Source organism: Pseudomonas sp. Q12-87 (assembly GCF_001269755.1).
GTDB lineage: Bacteria > Pseudomonadota > Gammaproteobacteria > Pseudomonadales > Pseudomonadaceae > Aquipseudomonas > Aquipseudomonas fluorescens_S.
In genome coordinates this window covers 130,042-151,773 of the sequence record NZ_LHVI01000016.1, presented here as the reverse complement: position 1 = coordinate 151,773, position 21,732 = coordinate 130,042, and the positions used below count along the sequence as shown (strand labels likewise).

The 21,732-nt window shown below is 62.1% G+C and carries 16 protein-coding genes; 14 read left to right on the top strand and 2 right to left on the bottom strand.

Annotation, left to right across the window (positions count from 1 at the left end; genetic code table 11):
• Window positions 1–22 precede the first annotated feature (22 nt).
• Window positions 23–196: a hypothetical protein gene (locus tag AD663_RS10950; protein WP_157062714.1), complete on the top strand. Its 174-nt coding sequence runs from the start codon at window positions 23–25 to the stop codon at window positions 194–196.
• A 109-nt stretch (window positions 197–305) separates the two neighbouring features.
• Here AD663_RS10950 and AD663_RS10945 read toward each other — a convergent pair whose 3' ends face one another.
• The gene (locus tag AD663_RS10945; RefSeq protein WP_053213699.1) at window positions 306–5,174 is read right to left on the bottom strand and encodes an NAD-glutamate dehydrogenase; all 4,869 of its coding nucleotides are present in this window, start codon (window positions 5,172–5,174) and stop codon (window positions 306–308) included.
• Window positions 5,175–5,604: 430 nt separating this feature from the next.
• Here AD663_RS10945 and AD663_RS10940 point away from each other — a divergent pair, with 430 nt between their 5' ends.
• The 7 genes from AD663_RS10940 to AD663_RS10910 all read left to right on the top strand — a co-directional run bounded on the left by AD663_RS10940 (window position 5,605) and on the right by AD663_RS10910 (window position 13,666).
• Complete coding sequence (locus AD663_RS10940; RefSeq protein ID WP_003180713.1) at window positions 5,605–5,958, top strand: hypothetical protein; 354 nt, start codon at window positions 5,605–5,607, stop codon at window positions 5,956–5,958.
• A 366-nt stretch (window positions 5,959–6,324) separates the two neighbouring features.
• A complete protein-coding gene (locus tag AD663_RS10935) occupies window positions 6,325–7,350 on the top strand; it encodes a LacI family DNA-binding transcriptional regulator (RefSeq protein ID WP_003180711.1) in 1,026 nt (341 codons plus the stop codon).
• A gap of 71 nt (window positions 7,351–7,421) precedes the next feature.
• Complete coding sequence (locus tag AD663_RS10930) at window positions 7,422–8,204, top strand: sugar phosphate isomerase/epimerase (RefSeq protein ID WP_003180709.1); 783 nt, start codon at window positions 7,422–7,424, stop codon at window positions 8,202–8,204.
• Window positions 8,197–9,165 carry a sugar kinase gene (locus AD663_RS10925; RefSeq protein ID WP_053213698.1) on the top strand — a complete coding sequence of 323 codons (969 nt, stop codon included), beginning with the start codon at window positions 8,197–8,199 and terminating at the stop codon, window positions 9,163–9,165. The genes AD663_RS10930 and AD663_RS10925 overlap by 8 nt, the downstream gene beginning before the upstream one ends.
• Before the next feature lie 58 nt (window positions 9,166–9,223).
• Complete coding sequence (locus AD663_RS10920; RefSeq protein WP_053213697.1) at window positions 9,224–10,522, top strand: MFS transporter; 1,299 nt, start codon at window positions 9,224–9,226, stop codon at window positions 10,520–10,522.
• Window positions 10,523–10,536: 14 nt separating this feature from the next.
• Window positions 10,537–11,514, top strand: a complete 978-nt coding sequence (locus AD663_RS10915; RefSeq protein ID WP_053213696.1) for a D-glycerate dehydrogenase — start codon at window positions 10,537–10,539, stop codon at window positions 11,512–11,514.
• A 436-nt stretch (window positions 11,515–11,950) separates the two neighbouring features.
• Window positions 11,951–13,666, top strand: a complete 1,716-nt coding sequence (locus AD663_RS10910; protein WP_053213695.1) for an ATP-binding cassette domain-containing protein — start codon at window positions 11,951–11,953, stop codon at window positions 13,664–13,666.
• A 247-nt stretch (window positions 13,667–13,913) separates the two neighbouring features.
• Here AD663_RS10910 and AD663_RS10905 read toward each other — a convergent pair whose 3' ends face one another.
• Window positions 13,914–14,282 (bottom strand): DUF6124 family protein, encoded by a 369-nt coding sequence (locus AD663_RS10905; protein ID WP_053213694.1) that lies wholly within the window; start codon window positions 14,280–14,282, stop codon window positions 13,914–13,916.
• Window positions 14,283–14,849: 567 nt separating this feature from the next.
• On the opposite strand from AD663_RS10905, the gene AD663_RS10900 reads away from it, so the two are divergent.
• From AD663_RS10900 to AD663_RS10875, 6 genes are read left to right on the top strand one after another with little or no spacing between them, the layout of a single operon-like run.
• The gene (locus AD663_RS10900) at window positions 14,850–15,809 is read left to right on the top strand and encodes a MoxR family ATPase (RefSeq protein ID WP_003180695.1); all 960 of its coding nucleotides are present in this window, start codon (window positions 14,850–14,852) and stop codon (window positions 15,807–15,809) included.
• A 9-nt stretch (window positions 15,810–15,818) separates the two neighbouring features.
• Entirely contained in the window at window positions 15,819–16,763 is a 945-nt protein-coding gene (locus tag AD663_RS10895; protein WP_003180693.1) for a DUF58 domain-containing protein, read from the top strand.
• Window positions 16,760–17,254 carry a DUF4381 domain-containing protein gene (locus AD663_RS10890; protein ID WP_003180691.1) on the top strand — a complete coding sequence of 165 codons (495 nt, stop codon included), beginning with the start codon at window positions 16,760–16,762 and terminating at the stop codon, window positions 17,252–17,254. The genes AD663_RS10895 and AD663_RS10890 overlap by 4 nt, the downstream gene beginning before the upstream one ends.
• A complete protein-coding gene (locus tag AD663_RS10885) occupies window positions 17,247–18,326 on the top strand; it encodes a VWA domain-containing protein (protein ID WP_003180689.1) in 1,080 nt (359 codons plus the stop codon). The genes AD663_RS10890 and AD663_RS10885 overlap by 8 nt, the downstream gene beginning before the upstream one ends.
• Window positions 18,323–20,059: a VWA domain-containing protein gene (locus AD663_RS10880; protein WP_003180688.1), complete on the top strand. Its 1,737-nt coding sequence runs from the start codon at window positions 18,323–18,325 to the stop codon at window positions 20,057–20,059. The genes AD663_RS10885 and AD663_RS10880 overlap by 4 nt, the downstream gene beginning before the upstream one ends.
• The gene (locus tag AD663_RS10875; protein ID WP_003180686.1) at window positions 20,056–21,693 is read left to right on the top strand and encodes a BatD family protein; all 1,638 of its coding nucleotides are present in this window, start codon (window positions 20,056–20,058) and stop codon (window positions 21,691–21,693) included. Before AD663_RS10880 ends, AD663_RS10875 begins: the two co-directional genes overlap by 4 nt.
• The last annotated feature ends 39 nt before the right edge of the window (window positions 21,694–21,732 follow it).

The window sequence follows — 21,732 nt, the reverse complement described above, 5'->3', positions numbered from 1 at the left end:
AGGTTGCGTGGAGGAACGAAAGATGCAGCCAACCTACGCGACCAAGGAAATGTGCCTGGAGACCACCCGGGTCATGGCACCGCGCAAAGGCGTGAAATTGAAATGTCGAAGCGAACGGCTATGGGTGCCCACCGAGGCGTCACACCCTGTCGGTTATGATCGCGTCGTCTCGACCGACGCGAAGACAAAACCCTAGCGCGGTCCACCGACAGGCATGCCGCAACGGCTTTATCTGTCAATTTCGAGAAAAAAACGAAAAAAAGCCCCGCATCTCTCGATGCGGGGCTTTTTTATTCAACGCAGGATCAGTTGGCCGTCACGACCGCCTGACCACTCAACGCCAGGTCCAGCAGCTCGCGGTTGGCAACCGCGTACATGGCGTAGTCGGTGCCGCTGGCGGCACGGATGTCCACCAGCATGGCGCGCCAGCGCTCGACCATTTCGTGATGCTGCTCCAGCCACAGCGCCAGGCGGGTTTCCACGTCCTGGGTGCCATCGCCTTCCTGAAGGACCGAGATGGTGATCGCCCGTTGCTGCCAGTCGATGTCATCGCGGAACGCTTCGCGGGCCAGGGCCTGCCAGTTGTTTTCCACCGGCAGTGCGCTGATCTGTTGCAGGTACCAGGTGATGTCCAGGGCGCTGCCCACGGCGAAGTAGGCCTTGGCCACATCGGCAGCATTCTGCCCGGTGACGTCGGACGCCTCGATGATCGGCAGCAAGGTGTACAGGTGGGCGGTACCAGCAACCATGCGCGCCAACAATTCCGGCACCCCGGCTGCCACGTACGCTTGGTAGCGGGTCTGCCAGCCTTCGCGGGTCGGGCCTTCCAGCAGTTCGTCGAGCTTGAGGCCCAACGCCGCCAGGTGCGGACCGAAGTGAGCGACGTCACGGGCAGCGTTCTGCTCGTTGCGGCGGCTACGCAGGAACCAGCGCGTCGCGCGACGACCCAGGCGCATCAGCTCATCCATCAGCTCCAGTTGCACGTCGGCGGAAACCTGATGGTCCAGGGCTTCGATCTGACGGAACCAGTGCGGGAGGTGGAAGATATCCCGAACGATTACATACGCGCCCGCCACGTTCGCCGGGCTCATGCCCGTAGACTCCTTGAGCCTTTGAACGAAGGTGATGCCCATGTGGTTGACCAGGTCGTTGGCGATCTGGGTGCTGACGATCTCGCGTTTGAGGCGATGGCGACGCATGGCCTCGGAGAACTTGCTCACCAGCGTCGGCGGGAACGCCGTCTCCATGTCACGGGTCAGGTAATCGTCGTCCGGAACCAGGGAGTTGAGCAGCGCTTCCTTGAGGTCGATTTTACTGTAGGAGATCAGCACCGACAGTTCGGCACGGGTCAGGCCATGGCCCGCCGAGACGCGCTCGTTGATCGCCTCTTCAGCCGGCAGGAACTCGATGGCGCGATCCAGCTTGCCGCGGGCTTCCAGGTCGTTCATCAGGCGCTTGTATTCGGCGATCCGCACGAAGGCGCGGCGTGCCGCCAGGGACAGGGCCTGGGTCTGCTTGTAGTTATTGCCCAACACCAGGTTACCGACTTCGTCGGTCATGCTCGCCAGCAACTGGTTGCGTTGCTTGTCGGTCATGTCGCCAGCCTGCACCACTTCGTTGAGCAGGATCTTGATATTCACTTCGTGGTCGGAGCAGTCCACGCCACCGGCGTTGTCGATGAAGTCGGTGTTGGAACCGCCGCCATTGAGGCCGAACTCGACGCGACCCAGTTGGGTCATGCCCAGGTTGCCGCCCTCGCCGACCACTTTGCAGCGCAGCTCGTTACCGTTCACACGCAGTGCATCGTTGGCCTTGTCGCCAACGTCGGCGTGGCTTTCGCTGCTGGCCTTGACGTAGGTGCCGATACCGCCATTCCACAACAGATCCACCGGCGCCTTGAGCAAGGCGTTGAGCAGTTCGGTCGGGGTCAGCTTGTCGGCCTTGATGTCGAAGCGCTCTTTCATCTGTGGCGAAATGGCAATGCTCTTCGCGCTGCGCGAGAAGATACCGCCGCCTTCGGACATGATGCTGGTGTCGTAGTCGGTCCAGGCCGAACGCGGCAGGTCGAACAAGCGCTGGCGCTCGGCAAAGCTGCTGGCCGGCTCCGGGTTCGGGTCGATGAAGATGTGCAGATGGTTGAACGCGGCCACCAATTGCAGCTTATTGGACATCAGCAAGCCGTTGCCGAACACGTCGCCGGCCATGTCGCCGACGCCCACCACGGTGATGCTGTCTTCCTGGACATTGATGCCGCGCTCACGGAAGTGGCGCTGCACGCCCACCCACGCACCCTTGGCGGTGATGCCCATTTTCTTGTGGTCGTAACCGGCCGAACCGCCGGACGCAAACGCATCGCCGAGCCAGAAGCCGTAGTCGATGGCGATGCCGTTGGCGATGTCGGAGAAGGTCGCGGTGCCTTTGTCCGCCGCCACCACCAGGTACGGGTCATCGTCGTCGTGACGCACGACGTTGGCCGGTGGCACCAGGGCGCCGTCCTTGAGGTTGTCGGTGATGTCCAACAGGCCCGAGATGAAGATGCGGTAGCAGGCGATGCCCTCGGCCGCGATCTCGTCCCGGCTGCCGCCCAGCGGCAGGCGACGCGGCAGGAAACCACCCTTGGCGCCCACCGGCACGATGACCGAGTTCTTCACTTGCTGGGCTTTTACCAGGCCGAGCACTTCGGTGCGGTAGTCTTCTTCACGGTCGGACCAGCGCAGGCCGCCGCGAGCCACGTTACCGAAGCGCAAGTGCACGCCTTCGACCCGTGGCGAGTACACGAAGATCTCGAACTTGGGCACCGGTTTCGGCAGTTCCGGGATCAGGTGCGGGTTGAACTTGAAGCTGAAGTAGGACTTGTTCTGGCCGTTGGCGTCGGTCTGGTAGAAGTTGGTCCGCAGGGTGGCCTTGATCAGGTCCAGGTAGCGACGCAGGATGCGGTCTTCGTTGAGCACCTGGACGTCGTCCAGCGCCGTGAGGATCGCCTGTTCCAGACGCAGTTGCTTGTCTTCCAGGTCGTCGCCACTGAGCTTGCGCGCCAGGTAGAAGCGGGTCTTGAACAACCGGGTCAGCTCACGAGCGATGTCGGTGTGGTTGTTCAGGGTGCTGGCGATGTAGCCCAGGTCGAAGCCCAGGCGGATCTGTTTCAGGTAACGGGCGTAGGCACGCAGCAGCGCCACGTCGCGCCACGGCAGGCCGGCGGTCAGCACCAGGCGGTTGAACGCATCGTTTTCGGCATCGCCGCTCACGATGTGGACGAAAGCGTCCTGCAAGGTGTCGTTGAGCTGCTGGATATCCAGGTCCAGGCCTTCGGCAGCGGTGAATGCGAAGTCATGAATCCAGAACTCGCGGCCATTGGTGTGGCGCAGGCGGTACGGGAACTCGCCCAGCACCCGCAGACCGAGGTTTTCCAGGATCGGCAACACGTCGGACAGCGCCAGCGGCGTGTCGGCGTGATACAGCTTGCAGTGCAACTCGCGCTGGCCGGAGACCTGGCCCAGCGGCTGGTAGAAACTCATCACCAGCGGATTTTTTTCGTTCAGGCTCAGCAGGTGCTGCATGTCGACCACGGCCGAGTGCGCGGCGAAACGCTCACGATAGCCGGCCGGGAAGCCTTTCGGGAAATCCGACAGTACGTTGGTGCCCTGGGCTTCGCCGAAGCTTTCGATGACCAGGCTGGCGTAGTCGTCCTTCCAGCTGCGGCAGGCCTGGACCACTTCTTTTTCCAGCAGGACCGGATCGATGTCGAGACGGTTCTTCGGGTCCACCCGCAGGATCAGCTGTACACGGGCCAGCACGGATTCGGAGAAGAAGGTCCAGAATTCGCAGTCCGACGCCTTCAGGCGATCCATCAGCACTTGCTGGATCTTCTGGCGCACTTCGGTGGAATAGATATCACGAGGCACATAGGCCAGGCAGTAGCAGAACCGGCCATACGGGTCTTTGCGCAGGAACACGCGGATCTTGTTGCGCTCCTGGATCTGCACGATGGACATGACGGTGCTGAACAGCTCGTCCACCGGGGTCTGGAATAAATCGTCACGCGGCAGTACTTCCACCACTTGGGCCAATTCCTTGCCCAGGTGCGCTTTGGCCTGGAAGCCGGAGCGACGCTCGATTTCCGCGACCTTGCGGCGGATGTACGGAATGACCCGCACGCTCTCGCCATACACCGAGGAGGTGTACAGGCCCATGAAGCGGCATTCCTTGATGACCTTGCCGTCAGCGTCGATCTCGCGGATCGACACGTAGTCCGGGTAGGCCGGACGGTGCACGCGGCTCGGGTGCGCGGCCTTGGCGAACGACAACAGGGTCGGTTCGCGCAGGTAATTGACCGCGTAGTCTTCGATGCGCAGGTCATCGGCGGTGAGGCCGGCGCGCAGCAATTTGGTCAGGCCGAGGAACGAATCGGGGTTGTACTCGATGTGGCCGCCGTCGGCTTCATCGCGCACCACAAACTCTTCGTAGCCCAGGAAGGTGAAGTGGTTGCCCACCAGCCATTCCAGGAAGCTTTTGATTTCAGCTTTTTCATCGGCATCGGTGGCGTAGGCACTGTTGTCCAGGCTCGACAGGATTTCCTGGACCTTGGCCTTCATCGGTTCGAAATCAGCCACCGCGACCCGCACTTCGCCCAGCACTTGCTCAAGTTCTTTGCTCAGGACATTGAGTTCGGCGGCGTTGGCACAGCGGTCGATCTCCAGGTACATCAACGACTCTTGCAGGATGTCGTCGCCCTGGGTGCCTTTGGGCAGGATTTCCAGCAACTCGCCCTTGCTGCCGCGACGCACGCTCAGCACGGTGGTTTGCAGGGTATGAATGCTGTAGCCGCGGCGGTTCAGCTCGGTACGTACCGAATCCACCAGGAACGGCAGGTCGTGGTGCAGCACTTCGACCGCGGTGTGGGTCGACTGCCAACCGTGGCGTTCGTAATCGGGGTTGTAGACACGCACTTGCGGTTGCGTGTGATCGAAGCGCTCAAGCAGGCGCCAGGCGGACAAGGTGCAGCCGGCGAGGTCAGACAACCGGCGCTGGGTAAGTTCATCGAGGGAAATGATGCCGAAGAATTGTTCAGCGAACAGCGCCACTTGTGGCAGTGCCTGTTCACTGATGTGCTGCGCCAGTGCCGCTTGCAGTTGATGCTGGAAGTCGGCTTTGCTGGCTGCGGTGAAGAACGCCATCTGTGGTACTCCGCTTGGGCTTGTTATTGATGAAAGCGTCGCGTGCAACCCCTTGCAGGGCTGTCGGCCATCCCGTTCCTGATTCTCGGGCAGAGGAAACAGAATGACAGGTGGGTGAAGCTGGACGAGACCCGCAGGTCACATCCTTTTCCATGTAATTTCATGTCATGGACACCTGCAAAAAGCACCCGGGGGTGGCTTTTGCAGGTGCACATCCGTTGCGCAGCTTAACGAGTGCGACAACGTGCCTGCTTGCAGCGCTGCGACATATTCGGTCATCGGCTAGCTAAACAGCCGGTACGCACCGGACAACCCTAGCAGGCTGGGGACCAAACGGCACCCCGAGGCGGTAAACCAGCAGAAAATCGTTCGCACTGGCAGAATCCACTTTTTGCACCCCGCAGGTGCACTCGATCCTGGAGCCATCACCATGAAAATGACCACCGCCCTTCTGATCGCCAACCCGTGTGATGAAGAAGAAGACAACATGGCCATGCTCTGCTGCCACAGCGCCCAGGGCGACATGTTCCTGATGACCCGCTACCCCGACGAAGACGAATTGGAAATCACCCTGGATGGCGAGCCTTCGACGCTTGATGGGGTGAAGGTGACGCTCAGCCCGACCCTGCTGAAGATCGAAATTGCCGCAGCGGACGCCGATGCGCTCAATGGTGATGATGTCTTGGAAATCACTCATGACAGCGATGCGGCGGACTTGGCCGAAGTGGAACTGACGTTGCAGAACATTCTGCGGGGTACAGGGACCTATGTAAGACAGGACTGATTCCAGCGTTTTCATAGGCGCCATCGCGAGCAAGCTCGCTCCCACAGAGCAATGGCGTCGGTAACACATGTGGCGAGGGAGCTTGCTCCCGCTGGGCTGCGCAGCAGCCCCAAAAACCACACACCGCGATCTGGCAGCTAAACCGCGCCAGCACGAATGGCGACTGCTGCGCAGCCGAGCGGGAGCAAGCTCCCTCGCCACAGTATGTCGGGGCCTTTCTTCCCTCCTCCCGCTGATTCGTCGCTTAGAGCTCACCACCGTCGGTCGCACTCATGTCGAGATCCGCTTGACGGGCATCTGGATTCTGATGTTTCCTGAAACCGGTTTCAGAACCGCTCAATAATTCCAATAAGCAGGTTTCTATCCGTGAATTCTTTCTCCGCCGCCCAGCGCAGTCGCGTGACCATGCTTGATGTCGCCGAGCGCGCCGGGGTATCCAAGGCCAGCGTCTCGCGCTTCATTGGCGAAGACCGCGCCCTGCTCTCCGAGGCCATCGCCCGACGCATCGAGCAGGCGATCAGCGAGCTGGGCTATCGCCCAAACCAGATGGCCCGTGGCCTCAAGCGCGGCCGCACCCGTCTGATCGGCATGCTGGTGGCCGATATCCGCAACCCCTATTCAATTGCCGTCATGCATGGCGTGGAAACCGCTTGCCGCCGCCATGGCTATAGCCTGGTGGTGTGTAACACCGACCGCGATGACGAGCAGGAACGCCAGCACCTGGCGCTGTTGCGCGCGTACAACATCGAAGGCCTGATCGTGAACACCCTTGGCCATCATCGTGACGAACTGCTGGAACTACGCCGTGAAATGCCCCTGGTGCTGGTGGATCGCAAGGTCGACCGGCTCGAAAGCGACTTGGTGGGGCTGGACAACCCTGCCGCTGTCGAGATGGCGCTCGAACATCTTGAACAACGAGGCTACCGCGATCTGCTGCTGGTAACCGAGCCGTTCGACGGCACCAGTTCGCGGATCGAGCGGGTCGACAGTTTCACCAACGGAGTCGCTCGACGCCCAGCTTTGGCCGGCGTCGTCGTGGAGATCTGCGACCAGTTGGCCACGCGCATCAAGACCTTTCTCGCCCAGCCAGGCCACGGCCCCAAGGCGCTGTTCTGCGCCAATGGCATTGCCGCGTTGGCTGCCACTCAAGTCTTGCGTGAACTGGGCTGCCATTTGTTCGACGACATCGGCCTGATCGCGCTCGACGATCTGGACTGGTACCCCTTGGTCGGCAGCGGCATCACCGCCCTCGCCCAACCCACGGCGGAAATGGGTGCCCAAGCCTTCGAGTGTCTGCTCAAGCGCCTGCGCGGCGACACCGGGCCGGTACGGACCCTGGATTTTGCGGCGCGGTTGATTGTGCGCGGGTCGACGTCTGGCGTTCTTCGGTGATTGAGGCCCTGAAGCACACCCCATAAATTTTTTTGAACCAAACTGAAACCGGTTTCAGAGGTATAACAACAATGCACAAACCAGACGTTTCCATCAGCCTTTCCAGCTACGGCGCCGACCTGGTGCGGCAACATGGCCAAGGCAGCTTCATCCCTCTGCTGGCGGCCGCCGGGGCCTCGCGGATCGAATGGCGCGAAGAACTGCTCACCACCGAACAGCCCGCCGAACTGGCCGCCAATGCCCAGGCCCAAGGTCTGCAAAGCATTTTTTCATCCCCGCTCGAGCTGTGGCTGGCGGGCCGGTCCAAACCTAATGCCGCCCTGACGCCTGCCTTGCAACGCGCCGAGACGTTCGGCTCGACTTGGCTGAAAGTCTCACTCGGTCATTTCAGCGACTCCCATGACCTGTCAGCCCTGGCGGATGCGCTCGCCACAAGCCCGGTACAGCTTCTGGTGGAAAACGACCAGACCTTGCAGGGCGGGCGAATCGAACCCTTGCAACGGTTCTTCGCCGCAGCTGAGCAGCTTGGGTTGCCCATCGGCATGACCTTCGACATTGGCAACTGGCAATGGCAGGACCAATCGGCCGCCGTGGCGGCCCGGCAGCTCGGACGGCATGTGGTTTATGTGCACTGCAAGGCCGTGGCCCGGCGCGCCGACGGCAAACTGGTTGCGGTGCCCCCGGCAATGGCGGACCTGCATCTTTGGGAGCAGTTGCTCAAGCAGATGCCAACCGGCGTGATGCGCGCCGCCGAGTACCCCTTGCAAGGCGACGACTTGCTGCAATTGACCGCCGAACATGTCGCCACCCTTGCCCGCCTCGGGCAGCCACGCCGGGAGCCTGCCCATGTCTGAGTACGATGTGTTGTCGTTCGGCGAAACCATGGCGATGCTGGTGGCCGACCAGAACGGTGACCTGGCCTGCGTCGATCACTTTCACAAACGCATCGCCGGGGCCGACAGCAATGTCGCCATTGGCCTGTCGCGGCTTGGCTTCAACGTGGCGTGGCTGAGCCGGGTCGGCGCCGATTCCCTGGGGCGTTTCGTCACCCGGACGCTGGAGAACGAAGGCCTGGACTGTCGCCATGTGGCAGTCGATCCGGAGCGCCCCACCGGGTTCCAGTTCAAATCCCGTACCGACGATGGTAGCGACCCGCAGGTCGAGTATTTCCGCCGTGGTTCGGCGGCCAGTTGCCTGTCGATCGAATCCATCGCGCCACCGCTGCTTGGCGCCCGTCATTTGCACGCGACCGGCATCGTGCCGGCGCTGTCGGCTACGGCCCGTGGCATGTCCTTTGAACTGATGACACGTATGCGCGAGGCCGGTCGCAGCCTGTCGTTCGACCCCAATCTGCGACCGAGCCTGTGGGCCAGCGAGTCGACGATGATCAGCGAAATCAATCGCCTCGCCGCCCTCGCCCACTGGGTCTTGCCGGGGCTCAGCGAAGGGCGGTTGCTGACCGGGTTCGATGACCCGGCCGACATCGCCGCGTTTTATCTGGACCAAGGCGCCGAAGCCGTGGTGATCAAGCTCGGCGCGGACGGCGCCTATTACCGCACGCTCCTGGACGAAGGCGTTGTCGCCGGCGTGCCGGTGGCCCGGGTGGTAGACACCGTGGGCGCCGGCGATGGCTTCGCCGTCGGTCTGGTCAGTGCGTTGCTCGAAGGCCGCGCCATCACCGAGGCCGTGCAGCGCGCCAACTGGATTGGCAGCCGCGCAGTACAGAGCCGCGGAGACATGGAGGGTTTGCCGACCCGAACGGAGTTACTGGCTGAATTTGAAACCGCCCATCGCGAGCAAGCTTGCTCGCGATAGAGGCCACCGCAAAACACACCTGCTGCAAACAAAAACAACAAGCTCAGGAGTCAAAGACATGCAAACGCTCAACCTCGCCACCCGTCGCTGGTGGTACATCATGCCCATCGTGTTCATCACCTACAGCCTGGCCTACCTGGATCGGGCCAACTACGGGTTCGCCGCCGCTTCGGGCATGGCCAAGGACCTGATGATCACCCCTGGGCTGTCGTCATTGCTGGGGGCGCTGTTTTTCCTCGGCTACTTCTTCTTCCAAGTACCGGGGGCGATCTACGCGCAAAAGCACAGCGTGAAGAAGCTGATCTTCGTCAGCCTGATCCTCTGGGGTTCGCTGGCAACGCTGACAGGCGTGGTCTCCAACGCGTATTGGCTGATCGTGATCCGCTTCATGCTCGGCGTGGTCGAAGCCGCCGTGATGCCGGCGATGCTGGTGTATCTGTGTCATTGGTTCACCCGGGCAGAACGCTCGCGCGCCAATACCTTCCTGATCCTCGGCAACCCGGTGACCATGCTGTGGATGTCGGTGGTGTCGGGTTACCTGGTGCAGCAATTCGACTGGCGCTGGATGTTCATCATCGAAGGCCTGCCGGCAGTGCTCTGGGCCTTTATCTGGTGGCGTCTGGCCGATGATCGTCCGGCCCAGGCCAAGTGGCTCAGCGACCAGGAAAAACAGGACCTGGAAAGCGCACTGGCAGCCGAACAGGTCGGCATCAAGGCCGTGAAGAACTATGCCGAAGCCTTCCGCTCGCCCAAGGTCATCATCCTGGCGTTGCAATTTTTCTGCTGGAGCATCGGCGTCTACGGCTTTGTGCTGTGGTTGCCTTCAATTCTCAAGGCCGGCTTGCAGATGAGCATGGTCGAGGCCGGATGGCTGTCGTCGCTGCCCTACCTGGCGGCGGTGATCGGTATGCTGGTCGTGTCCTGGGCATCGGACAAGGCTCAAAAACGCAAGCGCTTCGTCTGGCCACCGCTGCTGGTCGCCTCCATCGCGTTCTACGCCTCCTACCTGCTAGGGCCTGAGCATTTCTGGTGGTCCTATAGCCTGCTGGTGATCGCCGGGGCCTGCATGTACGCCCCGTACGGGCCATTCTTCGCCATCGTTCCAGAAATCCTTCCCGCCAATGTCGCCGGCGGTGCCATGGCGTTGATCAACAGCATGGGTGCGCTGGGTTCGTTCGGCGGTTCCTACCTGGTGGGTTACCTCAACGGCTCCACCGGCTCCCCTGGCATGTCGTTCTTGCTGATGAGCGGCGCGTTGTTGATGTCAGTGGTGCTGACCCTCGCCCTCAAGCCCGGCGCCAGTGACCGGGCCGAGTCCAAAACCGTGACGCCACGCTCGGCGTCCGCCCATTCCTGAATCGAGACCTGCCCATGAAAAAGCACGTGGTGTTGTACAAAGCGCTGTCAGCGCAACTGATGGCCCGTCTGCAAGCGCAGGCCCAGGTCACGCTCATCGAGCGCCTCGACACGCAGGGCCTGGCGCAACTGCGCGAGGCCCTGTCCAGCGCCCATGGCTTGCTGGGGGCCAGCCTCAAGCTGGACGCACCGTTGCTGGACCTGGCGCCGAACCTGCAAGCCATTGCCAGCGTCTCGGTGGGGGTCGACAACTACGACATCGACTACCTGACCGAACGCCGGATCCTGCTCACCAACACCCCGGACGTGCTCACCGAAACCACCGCAGACACCGGCTTTGCCCTGATCCTGGCAACGGCCCGCCGCGTGGTGGAGCTGGCCAACCTGGTGCGTGCTGGCGGCTGGCAACAGAGCATCGGCCCCAAGCATTTTGGCAGCGACGTCCATGGCAAGACCCTGGGCATCATCGGCATGGGCCGCATCGGTGAAGCCTTGGCCCAGCGCGGGCACTTCGGCTTCGGCATGCCGGTCCTCTACCACAGCCATTCGCCCAAGCCTGAGGTTGAACAGCGTTTCAACGCACGCTATTGCAGCCTCGAAACATTGTTTCGGCAGGCCGACTTCATTTGCCTGACCTTGCCCCTGACGGCTGAAACCCAAGGGCTGGTCGGCGCGCAGGCGTTTGCCCGGATGCGTCCCGAGACCATCTTCATCAATATCTCCCGGGGCAAGGTGGTGGATGAAGCCGCACTGATCGACGCCCTGCGCAGCGGGCAGATTCGTGGTGCGGGGCTGGACGTGTTCGAGCGTGAACCCTTGGATGCGGATTCGCCGCTGTTGCAAATGGATAACGTGGTGGCGACACCGCACATGGGCTCGGCCACCCACGAGACACGGGAGGCGATGGCGCGCTGTGCGGTGGACAATCTGTTGGCGGCACTGGCGGGTGAACGGCCGGTGAATCTTGTGAATGCGGGGGCTTGGGTGGGCTGAGCAATCAGCCAAGCACAGCTGTGGCGAGGGAGCTTGCTCCCGCTGGGTTGCGAAGCGACCCTTAAAGGGCTGGATGCGGCCAGCCTGATACACCGAGCTGGCCGGCTTCGGGGCTGCTACGCAGCCCAGCGGGAGCAAGCTCCCTCGCCACAATGGGCTAGCCGAAAAATACGGCCGACTTTCAGGATGTGTGGACGCCCCTTAAGTTAACCCCCTACAAATCCTGCCCTGACAAATGCACGTAAAAATACGCGGCAGCTTTTCCTTCAGATACGTCTTACCGATTGTCAGGAAGCCCCCCACAACAACGTCGGATGTTGGGATCTAGCACATCCAAAAACCGACTGCTATTCATATAACTTCATACGCGCACGCCCTTCGCGCACCGCTAACACACCAGTTAATGCCTAAACCGCAGCTCCTCACGGACGGTCGTATGCTATCTATACAAACGCTTATTAAAACCGCATGCGAAAAACATACGACGCTTCTGATATTCACCGTCGCAACAATCATCGCACTCAAACTCATCACGCTCGCCCCTCCATTGTTACTTGGAACCATCATCGACACCCTGCAAGGCAATAAAAGTCCAGCCTCCAGCACACTGCTCGCACTGACGACAGGCCTGATTGTCGCGGGATGTATTCACGCGATCATCACTCCACTGCAAATCCATGCACTGTCCAAACTGGTACAGGGCATTATCATGAACGCTTCCAAGGAGTGGATCACCGAACTCATCGGCAAGGAGTTTTCGTTATTCAATTCTTGGAGAATCGGCCACTTCATCAAATCGGTTGAGCGCGGAATTACTGCTCACGAACAACTACTGACGTTCATGGTGACCATTGCGCTCCCCGTACTGTTGGAATTCATAGTTGTTGGGACTGCTTTTATTTACATAGGGGGCATTGGAGTTTTCTTGAGCATGACGGCATTCGGAATGATCTATCTGGCTGCCACCCATAAAATCATCAGATGGCGGAGAAAGCACATCGATGCTGTCAATGAGCAGGAAGACGATTTAAGTGCCCACCTCTACAACACCCTCAACGCGGGGAAAATCATAAAACTGGAAAGTGCCATACCTACGGCCCTGCACCCGTTGAATGCGGCGTTCGGACGTTATGCCAACGCGGCGATGACGACGGCATCATCCGGCGGCCTGCTGAGCACCGCCAAGATACTGTTCGTAAGCCTTTCCACTGGGGGCTTGCTCTACTGGGGCGTCGTGGACCAACTGTCGGGGCAGCCCAGTATCAGTGTCGGGCAGCTGGTTGCCATTTTTTCAATCGCGGGGAGTTATCTGGTCAGTATTTCAACTTTGACTGAAGGGTATCGTGTGCTTGATCAGTTCCTTGCAGACCAGCGTCAATTTCAGGGTCTGCTATCACTTCCGAATTTCGATTGCAGCAATCGGCTGGCGCGGGTTGATTTGCAGCGGTCCTCTGTCCTGGAACTCGGAGCCTGCGAAGTGGCAGGAACGGGATCGCTTCGCCTGTCGATCAAGCGCTCCCTGGCGTTTACCCAAGGGCAGTCAGTGGCCGTTACGGGCCCTAGCGGCGCAGGCAAGACCACTTTTCTGGAAGCCCTCGCCGGGCTTGATGCATTAACGCGAGACCAACTGAGTATCGACGCGGTGCCGGTCTCATTTTTGACCGGTCAAGCGCACTTGGACGCCTTGAGATACTGTCCTCAACAACCACGGTTTCTGGAAGGCTCTTTTGAACAATCGGTTCTGTTCGGAGGCAGCGCATCGCCGGATTTGCCCAGAGCCATACGGCAACTGGAACTGGATGAGCTCGTGACGACACGGCAGGTCAGCGAAAATGCATCGAATATCTCCGGAGGCGAAGCTAAACGCTTGTCGCTGCTGCGCCTGATCAACAAGCCCGGAAAATTCAATCTGTTCGACGAGCCCAGCGCATCCATCGAACCCAGGCTGACCACGCCCCTTTGGGACCTGTTATTCGACGTTTTCTCCGGGCAGGGTTTGATCTGTGTCACCCATGACATTGACCACCTGCATCGGTTTGACCGGGTCATCGTGATACATGAAGGAGCAATCGTGGACGATGGTCCGTGGCGGGAGCTGCTCGACAGGCCCGCAGTCAAGCTGCTGGTGGATGAGATTCGGACGCAGAACTAGCGAAATAGGGTGCTGGATCTGCTGCCGTCATCGTCGGATCGCCGCCCGGAGCAGACTCGCTCCCAAGGTTTTGCGGTTCACCCAGCACTTACGGAATGACACAAATCCCTTGTGGCGAGGGAGCTTGCTCCCGCTCGGCTGCGCAGCAGTCGCAGGCCCGCCCGGCGCGGTGTGTCTGGGGAACCGCGCCGGCTCGGTTTGGGGCTGCTGCGCAGCCCAGCGGGAGCAAGCTCCCTCGCCACGGGGGTTATGTCGGCTGACGGGTTTCGATGTTGTCCAGAGCACGGTTCGCCAGCAGGCTGCCCAGTTCGATCAGCTGTTGGATGCCCAGGAGGAAATGCCGGCGTGAACCATCCAGGTCGAAGGCCAGGTCATTAACCATGACGTTGGCCGAAGCCAGGGTTTCGCTGAGGTTGGCAAGCAGGCTTTCGGTATCGATGTCTTTGTTGACGATGAAGAGTTGGCCGGGGGCGGGTTCCGCTTCGGATTTGTCCGGTTTGGGGTTCAGGTAATGGTCGAGGACTCGGTCGGTGACTTCGTCGTGTTTTTGGGACTTGGTTTTTGGGCGCGGTGAGGTCGGATCGGTGTCCGGGGGATTTGGGGTAGCTTTGAACATAAATGGAATCTCATGCGGGATAGGAGAAACCACCACCTCGCTACCAAACGAGGGTGGCGGCCATACGAAGGTTGGTAGACCGGCCCACATGAACTCCGGCGCGCTCGAAAGCGCCCTACGCATGGCCACCATCAATACAAATGCTGAGATGCACTTGTAAAAAGTGACGCTTGCGTCATGTAGAAAACCGGGCTACCAAACCCGATCGCTGATCCCTCAGCGACCCGGAAACGATAAAACCTGCCTCCCAAGCGCACAAGCCGGCGGATTCTGGCGCAGTCGTAGGCAATGGCGCAAGACAACGTAGCCCGATACAGAACACTCCTACATCCAGATAAACACCCCTTCACTTTGTGAGTGCTTCGCACTGGAGCGCCAACCCGGTCGAGCGGGAGCAAGCTCCCTCGCCACAGCAAACCCACCCCCACAATCTTTCCAAGCCGATCACAATTCACACGGCCGATCAAAATCCCGTTAGTCGCCACCCCCTGCCATGCATTAAAGTATTGCCCCCAGCCCCGGCGTTATCCAGACGTGCGGGGCCACCCCTTCCAGGAACAGTCACCGATGGAACATCGTGAAGCGCTGCTGGCGCTGCGAACCTTTCTTTCAACGCAGATCCTCGGCCAGGAAAAACTCATCGAGCGCCTGCTCATCGCCTTGCTCGCCGATGGCCACATGCTGGTGGAAGGCGCGCCGGGGCTGGCCAAGACCAAGGCCATCAAAGAGCTGGCCGAAGGGATCGAAGCGCAATTCCATCGCATCCAGTTCACCCCCGACCTGCTGCCTGCCGACATCACCGGCACGGAAATCTATCGCCCGGAAACCGGCAGCTTCGTGTTCCAACAAGGGCCGATCTTTCACAACCTGGTGCTGGCGGACGAAATCAACCGTGCCCCGGCCAAGGTCCAGTCGGCCTTGCTGGAAGCGATGGCCGAGCGGCAGGTCAGCGTTGGGCGCAGCACTTATGAACTGTCGCCGCTGTTCCTGGTAATGGCCACACAGAACCCGATCGAGCAGGAAGGCACCTACCCGCTGCCCGAAGCCCAGCTCGACCGGTTCCTGATGCACGTCAAGATCGGTTTTCCCGATGCCGCGGTAGAACGCCGCATCCTGCAGCAGGCCCGGGGCGAAGCGCTGAACGGCGAAACCAAGCCCGAACGCCGCGTGAGCCAGCAGGCGATTTTCTCGGCCCGCAAGGAAATCCTCGGTTTGTACATGGCCGATGCCGTGGAGGAATACCTGGTGCAACTGGTCATGGCCACCCGAAACCCGGCCAAATTCGACCCGGAGATGGCCGAGTGGATTGCCTACGGCGCCAGCCCCCGGGGCTCGATTGCCCTGGACCGCTGTGCCCGTGCCCACGCCTGGCTGGCCGGGCGTGACTTCGTCAGCCCGGAAGACATCCAGGCCGTGCTGTTCGACGTGCTGCGCCATCGCATCATTCTGTCGTTCGAAGCCGAGGCCGCCGGCATCGACCAGGACCGGGTCGTGCAGCGGATTCTCGACGTCGTCGCTGTCGCTTGAGCATGCGTCATGAATAATCCACTGGCGCCCGCACCGGGCATCCGCGTCAGCCTTTCGGAGCTGATCGAGATGCGCCATCGCGTGCGCGAAGTGCAGTTGTTCTCGACGCCGGGCCAGCGCAGCCCGTTGATCGGCCTGCATCACTCCAAGCTGCGCGGGCGCGGGGTGGACTTCGATCAGGTGCGGGTCTACCAGGCCGGTGACGACGTGCGCACCATCGACTGGCGCGTCACCGCCCGGACCCAGGAACCCCACACCAAGCTGTTTCACGAAGAACGGGAACGACCGATCTTCATCATGATCGAGCAAAGCCATCGGCTGTTCTTCGGTTCGGGGCTGGTGTTCAAGTCGGTACTCGCCGCCCAGGCCGCCAGCCTGATCGGCTGGGCCGCGCTGGGGCACAATGATCGGGTCGGCGGCCTGGTGTTCGGCAATAACACCCATTACGAGGTCAAGCCCCGGCGCAGCAAGCAGAGCCTTCTGCAACTGCTCAACCGTCTGGTGCGGGTCAATCAGTCATTGCACACCGAAGGCGAGCCGGACCGCGACTCGTTCGGCATCGCCCTGCGTCGGGCCCGGGAAGTGCTGCGGCCCGGTAGCCTGGTGATCGTGATTTGCGACGAGCGCGCGCTGTCCGACAGCGCCGAGCAGCAACTGAGCCTGCTGTCGCGTCATTGCGACCTGTTGCTGCTGCCGCTGTCGGACCCGCTGGACCATGCCTTGCCGGCCGCCGGCTTGCTGCGTTTCGCCCAACGCGACGCGCAACTGGAACTCGATACGCTGAACTTCGAACTGCGCCAGGCCTATCGCGCCCAGGCCGAGGCTCGCCAGGAGCGCTGGGAGATGCTGGCGCAAAAGTTGCGGATCCTGATGATGCCCCTCAGCACCCAAGGCGACATGGTCGAACAGCTGCGCGAATACCTGAACCCCAAGCGGGCCGGGAAAAGCCGATGAGCAGCCTGGATCAATTGCAGCCCCTGATGGCGCCGCCCCCTATCGGTTTCTGGCCCCCGGCGCCGGGCTGGTGGTTGCTGCTGGTGATGTTGCCGCTGCTGGGCCTGGGGTTGTGGCAACTGCGTCGGTTCATACCCGCCAAGCGCACCGCTGCCCGTGCCGATCAGCCCCTGGACCCGGTGCGCCTGGCTGCCCTGGCCGAACTCGCCCTGCTGCCCAAGCCCTACGACGGCGCGCCGGCAGGCGCCTGGCTGCAACAACTCAACGGGCTGCTCAAGCGCCTGTGCCGCAACCATTATCCCTACAGCCAGAGTCATACCCTGAACGGGCGTAAATGGCTGGCCTTCCTGGATAACCGCTGCCCGGCGGCCGGCCTGACCCGCTGGATGGTGCTCGTTGAAGGTGCCTACAAACCCGAATGCAAGCTCGACGACAAAGCCATTGCTGGCCTGACCCAGGCAGTCGAAACCTGGATTCGCAAACATGTTTGAATTCGCCTGGCCGTGGATGTTCGCCCTGTTGCCGCTGCCCTGGCTGATGCGCCTGGTGCTGCCGGCGGCCGACAGCGGCGAGCCAGCGCTCAAGGTCAGCTTCCTGGACGACCTCGAAGGCCTCGTCGGGCGTCGAGCGAGGGCCAACCTGCCGACCTGGCGCCAACAAGCCCCCTTCATGCTGCTGTGGCTGCTGTTGCTGATGGCTGCCGCCCGACCGCAGTGGCTGGGGGAGCCGTTGCCCATTGCCTCCAGCGGCCGCGACTTGCTGGTGGCGGTGGACGTTTCCGGTTCCATGGATTTCCCTGACATGCAGTGGAAGGACGAGGAGATCAGTCGCCTCTCGCTGGTCCAGCACATGCTGGGGGATTTCCTCGAAGGTCGCGAAGGTGACCGGGTCGGCCTGATCCTGTTTGGCAGCCAGGCGTACCTGCAGGCCCCGCTGACGTTCGACCGCCGCACCGTGCGACATTGGCTCGACGAAGCACGCATCGGCATCGCCGGCAAGAACACCGCCATCGGCGATGCCATCGGCCTGGCCCTCAAGCGCCTGCGCCAGCGCCCGGCCCACAGCCGCGTGCTGATCCTGGTCACCGATGGCGCCAACAACGGCGGCGAAATAGACCCGTTGACCGCCGCGCGGCTGGCCGCTGAAGAAGGCGTGAAAATCTATCCGATCGGCATCGGCGCCGATCCGGAACAAAGCGGCACCGCAGGCTTCCTGGGGGTCAACCCGAGCCTGGACCTCGACGAGCCAACCCTCAAGGACATCGCTCAGGTCACGGGCGGCCGTTATTTCCGCGCCCAGGATGGTGAACAATTACTGACGATCAAGACCACCCTCGACCAGCTTGAACCGGTGGCCCAGCAACCGACCCAGGCCCGCCCCGCCCTGGCGCTTTATCATTGGCCACTGACCATTGCGCTGTTGTTGAGCGTGTTGCTGGTGGTCCGGGTACGCTGGCCTGACAACCCATTGCAGCGCCTGTTTACGCAACCGCTGTTCCAGCCGACCCAACACACCGAATGGCGCCAGCGCCTCAAGCGCCTGCGCTTGCGGAGGCGCCGATGATCGCTTTATGGCCGCATTGGCTGCGCCCCTGGTTTGTGTTGCTGCTACCGCTGCTCGGTTGGTTGCTCTGGCAACTGTGGCATCGGCAGAAACGGGTGGGCCGCTGGCAGATGATCCTGCCTGCCGCGTTTCATGCCGCGCTGCTCAGTGGCGGCAACGGCCGTGAAAGCAAACTGCCGTGGATTGCCCTGGGCCTGGGTTGGCTGTTGATCGTGCTCGCATTGCTGGGCCCGAGCTGGGCGCGGGTCGAACAGACCAGCCAGAAACCCGCCGACCCGCTGGTGGTAGTGCTGGAGCTGACCCCGGAAATGCTCGCCACCGACGTTCCTCCCACACGCCTGGAACAGGCCCGGCGCAAGGTGCTGGACCTGCTGCAAAGCCGCAGCGATGCCCAGACCGCCATCATCGTCTATGCCGGCAGTGCCCACACGCTGGTGCCGCTGTCCGATGACCTGTCCACCAGCGCCAACCTGCTCGAAGCCCTCGCGCCATCGATCATGCCGCAAAGCGGCCATCGTGCCGATCTCGCAATCAACAAGGCCATTGCCCTGCTGAACCAGGGCGAGCTGGGTCACGGTCGGATCCTGCTGATTGGTTCGTCGTTGAACGAACAAGAGCGCCAAGGCATCCGTCAGGTCCTGGACGGCTCCGCCACGCAATGGTTGATGTTGGGCATCGGCACCCGCGAAGGCGCCCCGGTCGCCCAAGAAGACGGCAGTTACCTCAAGGACGCCCAGGGCGCGATCCTGATGCCGCGCCTGGATAGCCCGGGCCTCAAATCCTTCGCCAACGAGCTGGACGGCCGTTATCGGCCCGCGCGCCTGGACGACAGCGACCTGCGCGGCCTGGGCCTGATGGACGGCCCGCGTCATCTGCGCAGCGACGGCCAGACGTTGCGGCTGGACACCTGGGCCGACCAGGGTTACTGGCTGCTACTGCCGCTGTTGCTGCTGGCCGCTTGCGCCGGGCGTCGAGGCTGGCTGTTCTGCCTGCCGCTGCTGTTCATGTTGCCGCAAACCGGGCACGCCTTCGAATTTCAGGACCTGTGGTTGCGCCCCGATCAGCAGGGCCAGCATCTGCTCAAGCAGAAACGCCCGGCCGAGGCCGCCGCGCACTTCGAGGACCGCCAATGGCAAGGTGTCGCCCTGTACGAAGCCGGCGACTACGGCGAAGCCGCCCGGCGCTTCGCCGAGGGCACCGACGCCCGCGCCCATTACAATCGTGGCAATGCCCTGGCCAGGAGTGGCGAACTGGAGGCGGCGCTGGATGCGTATGAACAGGCCCTGGAATTGCAACCGGACCTGCGTCCCGCCCAGACCAACAAAGCACTGGTGGAAAGCCTGTTGAAAGAACAGGCACCGCCTGCGGAAGAACCCAAGCCTGCCGAAAGCGAGGAGCCGGGCCCCGCCGAGCAATCACCGGATGCCGATACCGCCACCCAGTCTTCGGAGCCTGGACAGCCCTCCTCCGAGAGCACAGCGACGCCGGACGAGTCCCAGCCGCCCCGGACAGCGCAACCGCCCACGGCCCAGGATGTACCGGGCAGCGAACTGCCCGATGAGCAGACCACCACGCCGCCCCTGCGCCCCGCCGCCGGGCAGCGCAACGATGAAGAACAGCGCCAGGCCATGGAACAATGGCTGCGCCAGATCCCGGATAACCCTGGCGAACTGCTCAGGCGTAAATTCTGGTATGAACAGCAAAGCCATCAGGCCCAGGGAAAAACCCAATGACCCGCTTCACCGCCCTTCTTCTCGTGTTGCTGCTCTGGGCCTCTGCAACCCAGGCCGCGCAGCTGACGGCCAGCGTGGACCGCAGCCGCTTGAATTCCGGGGAAACGGTCGAGCTGACCCTGGAATCCAATGACGCGACCTTGTTTGGCAAACCCGACCTGGGCCCGCTCCAGGCCTTGTTCGATGTGCGCGGTACCCGCCAGGTCAACCAACTGACCACCCTCGACGGTGAGAACCGCGCCACCACCCGTTGGATCGTGACCCTGCTGCCGCGCCAAAGCGGCACCGTGGTCATCCCGCCTTTGCAACTGGGGGAAACGACCAGCCAGCCCATTACCCTGCAAGTGATCGAGAGCGAAACCCGCAATGCGTCCGGCACCCTGGCGCCGGTATTCATCGAAGCGAGCCTCGACCAGACCCAGGTGTATGTGCAGGCCCAGGCGATCCTGACCCTGCGCATCTACCATTCGGTGTCGCTCTACGACGACAGCAGCCTGACGCCGCTGCACATCCCCGACGCCCGCACCGAGCAGTTGGGCGAGTCGCGCACCTATGAGAAAGTCATCAACGATGTGCGCCATGGCGTGATCGAACTGCGTTATGGCATCTATCCGCAGCGCAGCGGCGAATTGGCGATTCCCGCCCAGACCTTCAGCGCCACCCTGGTCGAACCGGTGGCCCAGGATGCCGTCCCTTCGGGTCCCAAGCCCGGCCAGTTGATGCGCGTCAGTTCCGAGCAACTGCGCCTGACCGTCAACCCCAAGCCCGCCAGCTACCCAGCCGATGTACCTTGGCTGCCGGCACGCAGCCTGTCATTGAGCGAGAGCTGGAGCCCGGAACCGACCCACAGCCAGGTCGGCGACTCCCTGACCCGCAGCCTGACCCTGGAAGCCGAAGGCCTGGCCAGCGCCCAACTGCCGCCTCTGCCGGCCACCGAGATCAATGGCCTGAGGCGCTACCCGGACCAACCGGTCCTCAGCAGCCGCAGCAGCGAACGCGGACTGGTGGGCAGCCGTGAAGACCGCGAAGCACTGGTACCCAATCGCAGCGGCACCATCGAGCTGCCGCCGGTGGAAGTAGTCTGGTGGAACACCCTGGAAGATCACCTGGACCGCACCAGCCTTCCGGCGCGGACCCTGCAAGTGGCGAACAATCCCAGCCTGATGGTGGACACGCCGGCCGGTACGCCGCAGGTCGTGACCACGGTCGACAGCGACACGCTCTGGTATTGGCAACTGAGCACCTTGATCCTGGCCTGCACCACCGTGCTGGGCTTCGGCCTGTGGTGGCGAGGCCGCTGGCAGCCGGCCGTCCTGCGCTCGACCCAGGCCGGGCCGAGCCCGCGCACCTTGCTCGATGATCTCAAGCGCACCTGCCTGGCCAACGACCCCCACGCCACCCGCCAAGCCCTGGACGCCTGGGCCCGGCAACAACCGGAAACCCTGGCCGACATGGCGGCGCGCTTCGTGCCACTGTCCGACGCCCTCGACGGCCTCAACGGCGCGCTCTACAGCGAGACCGGCCAGACATGGCAAGGCGATGACCTGTGGCGGGCGATCCGCACCATTCCCGCTGCCGAACGCTCCCAGGACCCTCTGGGCGACAGCGGATTGCCGCCGCTTTATCCCAAATAATCCTGTTTCCTGGGGCGCTGTTTTTTGTGGCGAGGGAGC

Coding starts and splice junctions, on each gene's coding strand:
- AD663_RS10895 (WP_003180693.1), top strand. CDS start 15,819: ATGAATAATCCACTGGCGCCCGCACCGGGCATCCGCGTCAGCCTTTCG.
- AD663_RS10950 (WP_157062714.1), top strand. CDS start 23: ATGCAGCCAACCTACGCGACCAAGGAAATGTGCCTGGAGACCACCCGG.
- AD663_RS10880 (WP_003180688.1), top strand. CDS start 18,323: ATGATCGCTTTATGGCCGCATTGGCTGCGCCCCTGGTTTGTGTTGCTG.
- AD663_RS10940 (WP_003180713.1), top strand. CDS start 5,605: ATGAAAATGACCACCGCCCTTCTGATCGCCAACCCGTGTGATGAAGAA.
- AD663_RS10920 (WP_053213697.1), top strand. CDS start 9,224: ATGCAAACGCTCAACCTCGCCACCCGTCGCTGGTGGTACATCATGCCC.
- AD663_RS10905 (WP_053213694.1), bottom strand. CDS start 14,282: ATGTTCAAAGCTACCCCAAATCCCCCGGACACCGATCCGACCTCACCG.
- AD663_RS10930 (WP_003180709.1), top strand. CDS start 7,422: ATGCACAAACCAGACGTTTCCATCAGCCTTTCCAGCTACGGCGCCGAC.
- AD663_RS10900 (WP_003180695.1), top strand. CDS start 14,850: ATGGAACATCGTGAAGCGCTGCTGGCGCTGCGAACCTTTCTTTCAACG.
- AD663_RS10885 (WP_003180689.1), top strand. CDS start 17,247: ATGTTTGAATTCGCCTGGCCGTGGATGTTCGCCCTGTTGCCGCTGCCC.
- AD663_RS10890 (WP_003180691.1), top strand. CDS start 16,760: ATGAGCAGCCTGGATCAATTGCAGCCCCTGATGGCGCCGCCCCCTATC.
- AD663_RS10910 (WP_053213695.1), top strand. CDS start 11,951: ATGCTATCTATACAAACGCTTATTAAAACCGCATGCGAAAAACATACG.
- AD663_RS10925 (WP_053213698.1), top strand. CDS start 8,197: ATGTCTGAGTACGATGTGTTGTCGTTCGGCGAAACCATGGCGATGCTG.
- AD663_RS10915 (WP_053213696.1), top strand. CDS start 10,537: ATGAAAAAGCACGTGGTGTTGTACAAAGCGCTGTCAGCGCAACTGATG.
- AD663_RS10945 (WP_053213699.1), bottom strand. CDS start 5,174: ATGGCGTTCTTCACCGCAGCCAGCAAAGCCGACTTCCAGCATCAACTG.
- AD663_RS10875 (WP_003180686.1), top strand. CDS start 20,056: ATGACCCGCTTCACCGCCCTTCTTCTCGTGTTGCTGCTCTGGGCCTCT.